General features: G+C 76.2%; 11 protein-coding genes. 3 read left to right on the top strand and 8 right to left on the bottom strand.

Annotated features, from left to right (window positions below; translation table 11 throughout):
- The 3 genes from RMN56_RS01165 to RMN56_RS01155 are packed head-to-tail and all read right to left on the bottom strand — an operon-like array spanning nt 1 to nt 2,840.
- A complete protein-coding gene (locus RMN56_RS01165; RefSeq protein WP_313721940.1) occupies nt 1-534 on the bottom strand; it encodes a GNAT family N-acetyltransferase in 534 nt (177 codons plus the stop codon).
- 12 nt (nt 535-546) lie between these two features.
- Nucleotides 547-1,800, bottom strand: a complete 1,254-nt coding sequence (locus tag RMN56_RS01160) for an MFS transporter (protein WP_313721939.1) — start codon at nt 1,798-1,800, stop codon at nt 547-549.
- Nucleotides 1,800-2,840: a serine hydrolase domain-containing protein gene (locus tag RMN56_RS01155; RefSeq protein ID WP_313721938.1), complete on the bottom strand. Its 1,041-nt coding sequence runs from the start codon at nt 2,838-2,840 to the stop codon at nt 1,800-1,802. The genes RMN56_RS01160 and RMN56_RS01155 overlap by 1 nt, the downstream gene beginning before the upstream one ends.
- 153 nt (nt 2,841-2,993) lie before the next feature.
- Here RMN56_RS01155 and RMN56_RS01150 point away from each other — a divergent pair, with 153 nt between their 5' ends.
- Nucleotides 2,994-3,506 carry a GNAT family N-acetyltransferase gene (locus RMN56_RS01150; RefSeq protein WP_313721937.1) on the top strand — a complete coding sequence of 171 codons (513 nt, stop codon included), beginning with the start codon at nt 2,994-2,996 and terminating at the stop codon, nt 3,504-3,506.
- A 7-nt stretch (nt 3,507-3,513) separates the two neighbouring features.
- Here RMN56_RS01150 and RMN56_RS01145 read toward each other — a convergent pair whose 3' ends face one another.
- From RMN56_RS01145 to RMN56_RS01135, 3 genes are all read right to left on the bottom strand, one after another.
- Nucleotides 3,514-4,026, bottom strand: a complete 513-nt coding sequence (locus tag RMN56_RS01145) for a hypothetical protein (RefSeq protein WP_313721936.1) — start codon at nt 4,024-4,026, stop codon at nt 3,514-3,516.
- Between the two features lie 135 nt (nt 4,027-4,161).
- A complete protein-coding gene (locus tag RMN56_RS01140) occupies nt 4,162-4,482 on the bottom strand; it encodes a DMT family transporter (protein ID WP_313721935.1) in 321 nt (106 codons plus the stop codon).
- Nucleotides 4,483-4,545: 63 nt separating this feature from the next.
- Nucleotides 4,546-7,155 (bottom strand): glycoside hydrolase family 9 protein, encoded by a 2,610-nt coding sequence (locus tag RMN56_RS01135; protein ID WP_313721934.1) that lies wholly within the window; start codon nt 7,153-7,155, stop codon nt 4,546-4,548.
- 206 nt (nt 7,156-7,361) lie between these two features.
- On the opposite strand from RMN56_RS01135, the gene RMN56_RS01130 reads away from it, so the two are divergent.
- The gene (locus tag RMN56_RS01130; protein ID WP_313721933.1) at nt 7,362-8,087 is read left to right on the top strand and encodes a PP2C family protein-serine/threonine phosphatase; all 726 of its coding nucleotides are present in this window, start codon (nt 7,362-7,364) and stop codon (nt 8,085-8,087) included.
- 6 nt (nt 8,088-8,093) lie between these two features.
- Here RMN56_RS01130 and hrpB read toward each other — a convergent pair whose 3' ends face one another.
- Nucleotides 8,094-10,697, bottom strand: a complete 2,604-nt coding sequence (gene hrpB / locus RMN56_RS01125) for an ATP-dependent helicase HrpB (protein ID WP_313721932.1) — start codon at nt 10,695-10,697, stop codon at nt 8,094-8,096.
- Between the two features lie 96 nt (nt 10,698-10,793).
- Here hrpB and RMN56_RS01120 point away from each other — a divergent pair, with 96 nt between their 5' ends.
- Nucleotides 10,794-11,525, top strand: a complete 732-nt coding sequence (locus tag RMN56_RS01120; RefSeq protein ID WP_313721931.1) for a class I SAM-dependent methyltransferase — start codon at nt 10,794-10,796, stop codon at nt 11,523-11,525.
- 92 nt (nt 11,526-11,617) lie between these two features.
- Here the strand turns inward: RMN56_RS01120 and RMN56_RS01115 are convergent, their stop codons facing one another.
- Nucleotides 11,618-12,442, bottom strand: coding sequence for an RNA polymerase sigma factor SigF (locus RMN56_RS01115; protein WP_313721930.1), 825 nt, complete (start codon nt 12,440-12,442; stop codon nt 11,618-11,620).
- Nucleotides 12,443-12,594: the final 152 nt, after the last annotated feature.

Genomic DNA, 12,594 nt, shown 5'->3' with positions numbered 1-12,594 from the left:
TCAGCCCAGGCGGCGTTCCAGCACCTGCCCGGGCCACGGCGGCCGGCCCGGGCGCTCGACGGTGAACCGGTCGGTGGCCGTGAAGCCGCAGCCCTCGTAGAACCGGACCAGCGCCCGGTCGTCCCCGCCGTAGCAGTCCACCCGGAGCAGCCCCAGGCCACGGTCCCGGGCCAGCTCCGCGGCGTACGCGAGCAGCCGCGCCCCGATCCCGTGGCCCGCGTACGCCCGGTCGGTGACGAGCAGGTTGACGAACAGCTCCGGTTCGGTGGCCGGCGGCACGTACGCGGTGGCCGATCCCACCACGAGGGCGCCCACCGTGGCCTCGCCGAGCCGGGCCAGGTACAGCCCGCCGCCGCCCGCCCACGCGTCGGCCTGCGCGATCCGGCGCGGGTCGGTCGAGGCCGGCTCGGTGCCCCACTGGCCGGTCCGGCCGCGCGCCGCCAGCCACGCGGTGGCGCTGTCGAGCAGCCGCAGCACGGTGGCGGCGTCGTCCGGCCCGCCGGGGCGGATCGCGATGGTCTGCTGGTCCGTCATGCCGCCATGCTGCTACACGGGCGCGGCCGGACGATCGCCGGCCAGCGGCGGGGCCGGCTCCCGGTTCGCCAGCGCCCACCGGGTCAGCGCCGGGGCGGCCAGGCCGACGCCGGCGAAGAGCGCGCCGAGCGCCAGCCAGCCCGGCACCCCGCCGTCGAGCACCAGCAGGGTGAGCAGGGCCGGGCCGACCGCCCGGGCCAGTCCGGCGAGCAGCCCGTCGGCCCCCTGGTAGGCGCCGATGGCGTCCGGCGGGGCCAGGTCGTAGGCGAGCCCCGCCCCGGCGGCGCCGTGCCACAGGTCACCGAACGTCCAGACCGCCGTGGCGAACAGCAGCAGCACGACCGCCGGGACGGTGGGCAGGCCCGCGGTGGCCGCGTAGAGCGGCGTCGCCGCCGCCAGCACGAGGCCGGCCCGGCGCAGCTTCCGGGCGGCGGGAGCGGCGGTGTCCGCGCCCCGGCTCAGCCGGACCGCCAGCAGCACGGTGAGCACCGTGTTGGTCAGCAGCACCGCCGACACCACCGGCGGCGGCGCGCCGGCCCGGGTGACCGTCCAGAGCGGCACCACGAGCGTGAGCACGGTCAGGTGCAGGGCCAGCACCGCCGACGCGCCGCTCACGGCGAGGAACCTTCCGTCCCGCAGCGCCCGCGCCCGTCGCGGTCGGCCGGCCGTGGGAGCGCGGGGCGCCGGCCGGTGGGCCGGGAGTCGCATCAGCAGCACCGCCGACAGCAGGTAGGTGGCCGCGTTCCCGACCACCAGCACCTGGTACGCCCGGTGGGTGTCCACGGCCAGGGCGAACCCGGCCAGCGCGGCGCCGACCGCGATGCCCAGGTTGGCCACCGCGCGCAGGGTGGCGAAGGCGTGCACCCGGCCCCGCGGGCCGGCGACCGCGGCGACGAGCGTGGCGCGGACCGCCAGGTTGCCGGAGGCCAGCAGGGTTTCGAGGATCGCGACCGCGAGGAACACCGGCATCGACCCCACCAGCAGGTACGCCGCCGCCGCGACCGCCTGGCCCAGCTGGATGGCGGCGCGGAGGCTCCGCGGGTCACGTCGGTCGGCCAGCGCGCCGAGTGGCACGCTGGCGGAGAGCCCGACCAGCCAGGCGACGGTGAGGCCGGCGCCGACCGCGGCGGGGGAGAGCCCGACGTCACGGGTCAGGTAGAGGGCGCCGCCGGCCAGCCAGAGCCCGGAGCCCACCGTGTTGGCCAGGGTGGCCAGGGAGAGGGTGCGCAGCGCGCCCGGCGGCGGGATCCGCGAGATCCGACCCATCAGCGGTGTGCGGGCAGGACCGCGGAGACCTCGGTGATCAGCTCGGCGACGCGGTCGCCCCAGTGGGAGGCGATGACCAGCTCGCGGGCAGGGTCGACCCAGAGCAGGTGGCGGCCGCCGTTACCCCGCGCGCAGCGGCCCGTCGGGGGCGCGCCCGGCTGCACCCGACCCGAGTCGTTGCGCCACCAGAGGTAGCCGTAGTCGGGGTTGAGCGGGCACGGCGCCCACGTGCGGCGGATCCACTCCGCGCTGAGCAGCCGCCGGCCGCGCCAGGCCCCGCCGCCCCGGTAGACCTCGCCCAACAGCGCCAGATCGGTGGCCGGAATCCAGAGCCCTCCACCCCAGTGCGCGCCGCCGCTGACCACTGGCACCCGGATCCCGTCGAGCTCGACCAGCGAGTCCGCGTACCCGTGCCAGGACCAGGAAGAGGAGGCACCGAGGGGACCCAGCACGGCCTCGTGGAGCACGTCGCCGAGCGGCCGGCGGAACAGCAGGGTCAGCGCCAGGCAGAGCAGGTTCACCCGGACGTCGTTGTAGGCCCACCCGGTGCCGGGCGCGCCCTCCCGCTCGAAGCCCTCGCGGCGGCTCTGCGCGTCCACCCCGGTGGGCTTGCCCCAGAGCTCGCCGTTCCAGCCGCTGGTCTGCTGGAGCAGGTGCTCCCAGGTGATCCCCTCGACCGCGAGGCCGGCGAGGAACGGGTGTTCGACGGTGTCGAGCACCCGCGCCGCCGGGTCGAGCAGGCCCCGGTCGAAGGCCACCCCGGCAACCGTGGCGACGACGGCCTTCGTGCCGCTGAACAGCATCTCCGGCGTCGCCGGGTCGCCCCAGGTGTCGATCACCTCGCCCCGGTGGCGGATCACGCCGCTCGCCCCGGCGCCCGCCAGCAACGGCCCGGTCACCTCGCGGTGCGACTCGTCAGCCACCTGCGCCGCAAGGTAGCGGTCCATGTCGGCGATACCCTCGGTCACCCGCGCGGCCTGTCGGGCGACGGCGGCGCGCACCGCGCCGAGGTCGACGCTGACGTCGTCGTTGACGGTCATGACCTCGACCCTAGGGTTGGCGCCGCGGGGTGGACGGCCCCGTGCCACGCGACCCCGGTCACACCGCCGCCGAGCCGACCGGCACCGGGTCGGGGAGGTAGCGACGCGAAACCGGCTCGCGGGCCCGGGTGCCGCTCTGTCAGGCTCGGGGCCGTGGAGCGCAGCAGGACCGCCCGGGCCGACGAGGTGACCGAGGTGCAGCGGATCGAGGTGGCCTCCGGCATCCCGTTCCGGGAGATCGGCATGACCGACGTGGCCGACATGCCACCGCTGCCACTGGACGTGCTGGCCGCCGCCCAGGGGGCTGGCCGGCTCCGGGTCGCGGTCGACGCCGCGGACCGGCCCGTGGCCTTCGCCGTGGTCGACCTGGTCGACGGCTGCGCGCACGTCCAGCAGCTCAGCGTCGACCCGGCGTACGCCCGGCGGGGGATCGGCCGGGGGTTGCTCGACGAGGTGGCCGGGTGGGCCGCCGGGGCGGGACTGCCGGCCCTGACCCTGACCACGTTCCGCAGCGTGCCGTGGAACGGGCCGTACTACGCGCGTTGCGGGTTCCAGGAGCTGACCGGCGCCGAGGTGACCCCGGGGCTGGCCGCGCTGCTGGCCGCCGAGGCGGCGCTCGGGCTCGACCCCGCCGACCGGATCGCCATGCGGCGGCCGGTGTCCTGACGCCGGCTCAGCGGCGGCCGTGACGCGGGCCGCCGTAGAGGTGCACCCGCTCGTCCCGGTCCCGTGACCAGCGAGCCTCCCGGAACGGGTCGGCGTGGGCCGGGGCGTGGGCGACGTGCACCGTCCACTGCTCGTACCACCAGCGGGCGGAGCACTGGCAGCCGGTGAAACGGAAGTTCGCCCGCCACCGTCCGAGCTGGCCCGGGGCGAGGGTGAAGAGGCGGGCGTCGGCCCGCCGCACCGGAAACGAGGCATGGCTCGGCAGCCGGTCGACCAGCGCCACGCCGTCGCGCCATTCGATCCAGAGCCCCGCCTCGCGGGCCCCGGCCTCGCCCTCCCGTACCTCCTCCATCGGCCGGTAGCCGGCGGCCTCGTCCCGCAGCACCTCGTGCATGGTGAGCCCGCCGGCCGGCAGGGGCGGCAGGGCGTACGCCTGAGGGAGCCGGCCCCGGACGGTGGCCGCGGCGGCGTCCCGGCTGGTCCAGCGGATCCGGATCCGCTGGACCACGAGACCGTTCACGGCCGCACCAGGCGCTCGGTAGCCAGGCAGGAGATCAGCGCCGCCCACACCCGACGCTCCGCGCCGGATAGTCCATCCCCGTCCATGGCCGCCACCCTCGCGGACGCGCGCCGCGGGCGTCCACCGGGTTCGGTGTCAGTGCGTGCCGCCGAGATTCAGCACGACCACTCCGGCGATCACCAGGCCCGCGCCGATCACCTTGGCGACGCTGAGCGGTTCACCCAGGAAGGCCGCCCCGATCGCCATGATGGCGGCGGTGCCGAGCCCGGACCAGACCGCGTACGCGACGCCGACCGGGATGTCCCTGACCGTCAGGGAGAGCAGCCCGAACGACGACAGGTACGCGATCGCGACGCCGAGCGTGGGCCAGAGCCGGGTGAAGCCGTCGGTCGCCTTGAGCAGGCTGGTGCCGATCACCTCGGCGGTGATCGCGCCGAGCAGGAAGAGGTAGGCCATGCCTCCATGATCGCCCGTCCGGCGGCGGTGGCCTCCCGTCGAACCGGGAGGCCACCGCACCGGTCAGGAGATGGTGCAGGCGGTGCCGTTGAGGGTGATCAGGTTCGGGTTGGGGTTCGGGCCGCCGGACGTGGAGCCGTTCAACCCGAAGGTGACCGTGCCGCCGGGGGCGATCCTCGCGTTCCACGACTCGTTCTTCGCGGTGACCGTGGCGCCGGACTGGGTGACCTTCGCCGACCAGTAGCCGCTCACCTTCTGGTCGCCGGTGAACGCCCACCGGAGGCTCCATCCGTTCACCGCCGAGCTGCCGGTGTTCTTCACGGTGACCTGGGTGGTGAAGCCGTCCGGCCAGCTGCCGTGGGTGGTGTACGTGACCGCGCAGGCCGGCGCCGGCACGGCCGCCGCGTCGCCCTGGTCGGCGAGGAACGACGCCAGCCACGCCAGCGCGGAGTTCCAGTTGATCGCCACCTCGTTGGTCGCGTACGAGTTGATGTCGTCGACGTAGCAGAGCATCGGCGCGCAGTCGGCGAGCAGGTTGGCCGCGTACGGGTCCTGGAGGGCGGCGTTGGGGCCGCCGGCCAGCGAACCGGCCGGCGGGTTCGGCAGGTCGGGGTCGAGCTGGTGGGCGAAGATCCGGCTGTGCTGGTTGCGCGCGTGCTGCTCGCCCCAGCCGGTCACGTAGGACATGTTCAGCGCGTTGCGGCCGAGCAGGTAGTCAGCGCTCTGCACGGCCCCGTCCCGGTACTTCGCGTCCCGGCTCAGGTCGAACGCGGTGGCCAGCACGACCGCGTTGTTGACGAGGTTGCTGTTGCTGCCCCAGACGTAGGCGTCGGCGGCGCCGGGCAGCGGCAGCCCGTACGCCTGGTCCCGCACGGTGGCCAGGTAGCGGTCGGCCGCCGCGGTGACCGAGGCGCGGATCCGGGTCCGCTCGGCGGCCGGCAGGCCGTTGGGCACGGTGGCCAGGTCGAGCCGGCCCAGCGCGGCCACGCTCTGCCAGCCGAACGCCCCGCCGGCGGCGAAGACGTCGGCGGTGTGCAGCGGCGAGGCGGTGAGGTCGGTCAGGTACGCCGCCTCGCCGGTGGTCAGCCACAGCTCGACGGCCGCCCAGTAGAACTCGTCGGTCACGTTCGTGTCGTCGTAGGCGCCGCCGCCGGTGCCGTCGGACGCCGAGGCGTAGACCGCCGGGTGGGCCTTGGCCGCCGCGTACGCGGTCCTGGCGGCGGCGCCGCAGCGGGCCGCGAACGCGGCGTCGTACGGGGCGTAGAGGCGGGCGCACTGGGCGGCCACGGCGGCCAGGTTGAGCGTGGCGGCGGTGGACGGCGGGTGCAGCTCGCGGGGCTGCGGGTCGTCCTGCGGGGCGAGCGGCAACCCGGTCCAGTTCCGGTCGTGGATCTTGTGGTGGACCATCCCGGCCAGCGGTTGACCGGCCGGCACCTGCATGCGCAGCAGGAACTCCAGCTCCCAGCGGGCCTCGTCGAGGATGTCCGGGACCTGGTTGCCCCGCTCGGGCACCCGCAGGGTGGCGTCGCCCAGCGCCGTCCCGCCGCCGGCGCTCTCGGCGGTCCTGGTGCGTTCGAAGGCGTTGAGCAGCTGGTAGGTGGCGATGCCGCCGTTGACCACGTACTTGCCGTGGTCGCCGGCGTCGTACCAGCCGCCGCGCACGTCGAGGGAGTAGTCGCAGACGCCGGGTTGGCAGGGCACGTCGGTGTCGCCCTGGTTGGGCGCCACGCCGAGGTGGCCGGCCGGGCGGGTGTAGCCGGCGCCGATCAGGTCGCCGTCGATCGGGGCGCCGCTGCGCTGGGCGTAGAAGAACTGGAGCGAGTCGGCGCGCAGCCGGTCGTAGAGGGTGCCGGTGATGTCGAACGGGTGGCTGGTCTCCCCGTCGACGACAAGCGTGTAGCCGGTGCCCGGGGTGCGGTACGCGGAGAAGTCGACGGTCTGCACCCGCTGCCCCGACGCCGGGTCGACGCCGCGCGGGGTGGCGGTCCCGTCGGCCACCACGGTCCCGGCGGCCGAGCGGAGCTGCCAGGGCAGCGCCTCGGCGGCGTCGGTGACCACGGTGGCGTTCTTCGGCCCGCCGGGCAGGTAGCCCACCTGGTTGACCCGCACCCGCGGCCCGGTGTCCGGCTCGTACGGCGGGGCCGCCTCGCCGCCGCGCAGCGAGACGTCGTCCAGGCAGAACGTCTGCGCCTCGACGCTCCCACCGACCTGGAAGATCAGTTGGGCTCCGGCGTTGTCGGCCGGTGCGGTGAACGTCGTGGTGACGTGGCGGGCGGCGGCGCTCGCGGTGGCGTCGACGCTCGCGTAGGTCGTGTAGGGGGCGCTGCCGAGCTGGAGCACCGCCCGGACGGCGGCCCCGGGGGTGGCGGAGACGTCGAAGGAGAGCTCGTACTCGGCGCCGGCGATCAGCGGCACGGCGTCCTGCCCGATGCCGGCGTCCCAGGGGTTCGCCAGGCCGCCGGGGACGGTCGTGCAGAGCCGGCCGTCGGTCACCCCGAGGTCGCCGGTGCCGTAGGAGAACCAGGGGGACGTGCCGGCGCTGAAGTCGCCGTTGCGCAGTTGTTCGGGGGCGTCCGGCGGCACCTCGGCGCGGGCCGGGCCGGCGGTGCCGCCGGTGAGCGCCAGGGTGGTGGCCGCGGCGAGGGCGGCGAGCCGACGTCGGGGTGGGGTCACGGAGGTTCCTTCCGTGCGCAGGGGGACGGGTCGGAGCTGGGAGCGCTCCCAATACCAGGCCGATGTTTCCAGCGCGTTCCCCCGCTGTCAATCGATCCGGTCCGATGGGCCGCGCGCCGCCGCCGACAGTGAGATTCGCCGCGCCACGTAGCATGGTCCTGATCTCCTAGAGACAACCGAGCCCTACAACTGGCAGGCTGCGTCCCATGACCCTGAAGCTTCGTTCCGTCGGGGCGAGCGACCGTGGGCTGATCCGCAGTGGCAACCAGGACGCCCAGCACGCCGGCAACTGGCTGGTCGCCGTCGCCGACGGCATGGGCGGCATGGCCGCCGGTGACCTGGCCAGCCGCATCGCGATGGACGCGTTCGCGCCGCTGGACGTGGAGACACCGGAGGACGCGCTGGTCGCCGCCCTCCAGGGCAGCATCGAGCTGGCCACCGCGCGGATCTGGCAGGCGGTCGAGGAGGACCCGGAACGCCAGGGCATGGGCACGACCCTCACGGCGCTGCTGTTCGCCCGCACCGGCAGCTGCCTGGCGCTGGCCCACGTCGGCGACTCCCGGGCCTACCTGTTCCGGGAGGGCGTGCTGAAGCAGGTCACCCGGGACGACACCTTCGTGCAGATGCTGGTCGACCAGGGCGTGATCACCGCCGAGCAGGCGAGCAGCCACCCCCGCCGGGCCGTGGTCACCCAGGCGTTGCAGGGCGACGAGGTCTCCCCGACCTACGCGACGATGGTGCCCTGGGCCGGCGACCGCTGGTTGCTGTGCAGCGACGGGCTCTCCAACGTGGTCCGCCCCGACACCCTCGCGGAGGTGCTCGGCGGCTACCCGGAGCGGGAGGCGTGCGCGGCCAAGCTGATCGACCTGGCGCTGCGGGCCGGCGGCCCGGACAACGTCACCGTGGTGATCGCCGACGTCGTCGAGGAGTAGCCGGGGTCAGCGCCGGCGGGGGCTGGCGCGGCGGGTGGGCTCGGCGCTGGTCGGGTCGTCCGGCCACGGGTGGCGGGGATAGCGCCCGCGCAGCTCCGCCCGCACCTGCGGGTAGCCGGTCCGCCAGAACGAGGCCAGGTCGGCGGTGACCGCCACCGGCCGGCCGGCGGGGGAGAGCAGGTGCAGCAGCACCGGCACCCGGCCGTCGGCGATCCGGGGCGCGGCCGCCCAGCCGAACGTCTCCTGGAGCTTCACCGCCAGCACCGGGGCGGCCGGGTCGGCGTAGTCCAGCCGGATCCGCGAACCGCTCGGCACCGGGAGCCGCTCGGGTGCCACCTCGTCCAGCCGGGCCGCCTGCCGCCAGTCCAGCAGCCGGCGCAGCGCCGCTGCCACGTCGATCCGGGCCAGGTCGGCCCGGCGGCGGGCGCGGGACAGCTCCGGGCCCAGCCAGGCCGGTGCGGCGGCGAGCAGCGCGGCGTCGGAGACGTCCGGCCAGTCGTCGCCGAGCGCCTGCCGGCAGAAGGCCAGCCGCCGGCGCAGGGCCGTGGCCTCGGGCGTCCAGGTGAGCAGGGTCAGGCCGTCCTGGCGCAGCCCGGCGAGCACCGCCTCGGTGAGCCGCGCCGGCTCGGGCGCGGCGAGGGGCCGGTCGACCAGCTCGATCGCGCCGAGCCGGACCACCTCCCGCGCCACCACGTCCCCGCCGGACCAGCCGACCTCGCGGTCGGCCCGCAGCAGCGGCCCGCCGGCCTCCCGGGCGGTCGCCTCGTCGACCGGGGTGGCCAGCCGGACCCGGGCGGTCGGCGCGCCGGGGGAGCGGTCGGCCACCGCGATCGCCAGCCACGCCGAGCCCGCCAGCCCCGACCCGGCGGCCAGCTCCGCGGCGGTCCCGCCGGCCATCAGGTACGCGGACCCGCCGGCCCGCCGCACCCGCGCCAACCGCTCCGGGTACGCCAGCCCCACCAGCAGCCCCGCGGCCAGGTCATCGGGCAGGCGGTCCTGTCCGGAGCGCCCCGGAGCCCGGTCGGCGGGCAGGTCGGGTGCGGCGCGCCCGGAGGTCCGGTCGCCGGGCCGGCGGTCCCGCCCGGAGCGCCCGGAGCCCGGACCGCCGGGCAGGGCGGTGCGCAGGCGGCGTACCTCGGTCCGCCAGCGGGCGGTCGCCGCCGGGTCGGCGCCGGTGCGCAGCCGGCGCCACAGCGCCGTGAGGTCGTCCCCGGCGCCGCCGAGTGTCTCCTCGGCGAGCAGTGCCACCACCTCGGCGGCCCGGTCGGCGCCGACCCGCTCCGCGCCGTCGAGCAGCGCGCGGGCCAGCCGGGGATGGGCTCCGGCGGCCGCGATGGCCCGCCCGCGCGCGGTGATCCGGCCGTCCCCGTCGACCGCGCCGAGCGTGGTCAGCGTGTCCCGGGCGACCGCCAGCGCGGCGGGCGGCGGGGGATCGGGCAGCGCCAGGCCGGCACCGTCCGGGGTGCCCCAGGCGGCCAGCTCCAGCGCGAACCCGGTCAGGTCGGCGGAGGCGATCTCCGGCTCGGGCTGCGGAGCCAGCCGGGCGTGGGTCGCCTCCGACCAGCACCGGTAGACCGCACCCGGCGCCTCCCGCCCGGCCCGGCCGGCCCGCTGGGTGGCGGCCGCCCGGGACACCGGCACGGTGACCAGGGCGCCCAGCCCACGGGCCAGGTCGGTGCGGGCCACCCGGCTCAGCCCGGCGTCCACCACGACGCGGACCCCGGGCACGGTCAGGCTGCTCTCCGCCACGGCGGTGGCCAGCACCACCCGGCGCCGACCGGGCAGCGGCGCGAGCGCGGCGTCCTGCGCGGCGCCGGGGAGCCGGCCGTGCAGGGGCAGCACGGCGACCGCGTCCCGCAGGTCGGCCAGGCGGCCCGCGACGGCGGCAATCTCGCCGGCACCGGGCAGGAAGACCAGCACGTCCCCGGCCCGCTCGCGCAGCGCGCGGCGCACCGTCGCCGCCACGTGGTCCAGCAGCGCCGGGTCGACCCGGCCCGCGCCGGGGGCGGCGACCGGGCGGGACGGTGGCGTCCAGATCCGCTCCACCGGGTGCAGGGCGGCCTCGGCCCGGATCACCGGCGCGGGAGCGGCCCCGCCGAGCAGCGCGGCGAACCGGTCCGCCCGCGGGGTGGCCGACATGGCCAGCAGCCGCAGGTCGGGCCGGAGCGTGCCACGGGCCTCCACTGTGAACGCCAGCGCCAGGTCGGCGTCGAGCTGCCGCTCGTGGCACTCGTCGAGCAGCACGGCGTCGACGCCGGGCAGCTCCGGGTCGTGGTGCAGCCGGCGGACCAGCAGGCCGGTGGTGACCACCTCGACCCGGGTCCGCGGACCGACCCGGCGCTCGCCGCGCACCGCGTACCCGATCCGGTCGCCGACCCGCTCGCCGAGCACGGCGGCCATCCGGTGCGCGGCGGCCCGGGCGGCCACCCGGCGGGGCTGGGCGATCACCACCCGGCCGGGAACCTCGTCGGCCACCGCGAGCGGCGCCAGGGTGGTCTTGCCGGTGCCGGGAGGCGCCACCAGGACCGCCGCGCCGGCCGCGTCCAGCGCCTCGACCAGCGCCGCCAGGACCGGCCGGACCGGCAGGTCCAGGGAGACGTCGGAGAGCACGGACCCACTCTCGCACCCCCGGCCCGGCCGACGGCGCGGGGCCCTGTTCGACATCTCACATTGACCGTGACCGCTTCCTCGCGTGGAGTGACGGTCATGGCGATGATGGCGTACGACGAGGCCTCGGCGGCCGCCTTCGCGGCCACCCGGCACCTGCCGGCCGACGGCCTGGCGAGCTGGCGCGCCGCGGTGTCCCGGCATCTGCCCGTCGGGCCCGGCGACCGGGTGCTCGACGTGGGGGCGGGCACCGGCACGTGGGCCGCCGCCTTCCGGGCCTGGTACGGGGTGGACGTGGTGGCGGTCGAGCCGGCGGCGGCGATGCGGGCCCGCTCGGCGTACCCGGGGATGGTGGCCGGACGGGCGGAGGCACTGCCGCTCGCGGCGGCCGGCCTGGACGGCGCGTGGCTCTCCACGGTGGTGCACCACCTGCCCGACCTGCCGGTCGTCGCCGCCGAGCTGCGCCGCGTGCTGCGCCCCGGCGCGCCGGTGCTGATCCGGTCGGTCTTCGCCGGCCGGGGCGGCGGCGTCTCGCTGTTCCGCTGGTTCCCGGAGGCGTTGCGGGTGGTGGAGGGCTATCCCTCGGTGGCCGAGGTGTGTGCGGCGTTCGAGCCGGCCGGGTTCGCCCCGGTCGCGTTGGAGCCGGTGCCGCAGGTCAGCGCCCGCTCGCTGCGGGTGGCGGCCGACGGGCTGCGGCGCGCCGCGCACACCCCGCTGGCGCTGCTCGACGACGCCGACTACGAGCGGGGGGTGCGCCGGCTGCGCGCGGCGGCGCGGCGGACCCCGCACGCCCCGGTGGTCGACGCGCTGGACCTGCTGGTGCTGCGCTGAACACGGAACGGCCCGGCCGGCGCACCGCCGGCCGGGCCCGAGTGGTCGTCAACGGTGACCGGGCCCGCCGACCCGGTCACCGCCGCCACCCCCTAGTACGTTCCGTCGAGCTGCCCGCGCAGCTTCGTGAGCGCCCGGGCCAGCAGCCGGGACACGTGCATCTGCGAGACGCCGATCTGCTCGGCGATCTGCGACTGGGTCAGGTTGCCGTAGAAGCGCAGGGTGAGGATCTTCTGCTCGCGCTCGTCGAGCGTGGCCAGCGCCGGCCCGAGGGCGACTCGCAGCTCGGCCAGCTCGAACTCGCCGTCCTCGCCGCCGAGCATGTCGCCCAGCTCGGTGGCGCGGTCGCCGTCGCCGGTCGGGGTGGACAGCGACACCGCGTTGTAGGCGCGGGCGCCCTTCAGGCCCTCCAGGACCTCTTCCTCGGTGAGGTTGAGGTGGGTGGCGATGTCGGCGACCGTCGGGGAGCGGCCCAGGGTCTGGAGCAGCGTGCTGTTGGCGTCGGAGATGGCCAGCCGCAGTTCCTGGAGGCGGCGCGGCACCCGGATGTCCCAGGTCCGGTCGCGGAAGTGGCGCTTCAGCTCGCCGATGATGGTCGGGATGGCGTAGCCGGCGAAGTCGACGCCGCGGGACGGGTCGAACTTGTCGATCGCCTTGATCAGGCCGACCGCGGCGGTCTGGGCCAAGTCGTCGGTGGGCTCGCCCCGGCCGCTGTAACGGTGGGCGAGGTGGTTGGCGAGAGGCAGCCAGGCCTCGATCGCCCGGTCGCGCAGGGCGGCGCGCGACGGGTGGTGGGCGGGGAGCGCCGCCATCGCGTTGAGCAGGTCCGCGGCGCTGTCGGTGAGCGCCCGCGGGTCGAGCTTCTCGGAGGTGGACGGTGTTGTCGTCGCCGGCTCGCTGATCGTGTGCGCGGTCATGGGTGGTCCTCCCTGCACCTCGTCCGCGAAACAAAAAGACGTGACGCTTCGGTTTAGCTTCAGTTAAGCCGTTCGGAAGTCACCTTAGCCTGATCAGCCGGAGGAAATCTAGCCGAAAGTACGATGTACTTATGCCGTGTCCCGGCATGAAG

This window comes from Micromonospora halotolerans (assembly GCF_032108445.1).
Classification (GTDB): Bacteria; Actinomycetota; Actinomycetes; order Mycobacteriales; family Micromonosporaceae; genus Micromonospora; species Micromonospora halotolerans.
The sequence above is the reverse complement of the archived record's forward strand: the minus strand, read 5'-3'. Positions and strand labels throughout refer to the sequence as shown.

Excerpts from the sequence above, each read along its gene's own strand:
- RMN56_RS01120 (WP_313721931.1), top strand. The coding sequence starts at position 10,794 with ATGGCGATGATGGCGTACGACGAGGCCTCGGCGGCCGCCTTCGCGGCC.
- RMN56_RS01160 (WP_313721939.1), bottom strand. The coding sequence starts at position 1,800 with ATGGGTCGGATCTCGCGGATCCCGCCGCCGGGCGCGCTGCGCACCCTC.
- RMN56_RS01115 (WP_313721930.1), bottom strand. The coding sequence starts at position 12,442 with ATGACCGCGCACACGATCAGCGAGCCGGCGACGACAACACCGTCCACC.
- RMN56_RS01155 (WP_313721938.1), bottom strand. The coding sequence starts at position 2,840 with ATGACCGTCAACGACGACGTCAGCGTCGACCTCGGCGCGGTGCGCGCC.
- RMN56_RS01140 (WP_313721935.1), bottom strand. The coding sequence starts at position 4,482 with ATGGCCTACCTCTTCCTGCTCGGCGCGATCACCGCCGAGGTGATCGGC.
- RMN56_RS01165 (WP_313721940.1), bottom strand. The coding sequence starts at position 534 with ATGACGGACCAGCAGACCATCGCGATCCGCCCCGGCGGGCCGGACGAC.
- RMN56_RS01130 (WP_313721933.1), top strand. The coding sequence starts at position 7,362 with ATGACCCTGAAGCTTCGTTCCGTCGGGGCGAGCGACCGTGGGCTGATC.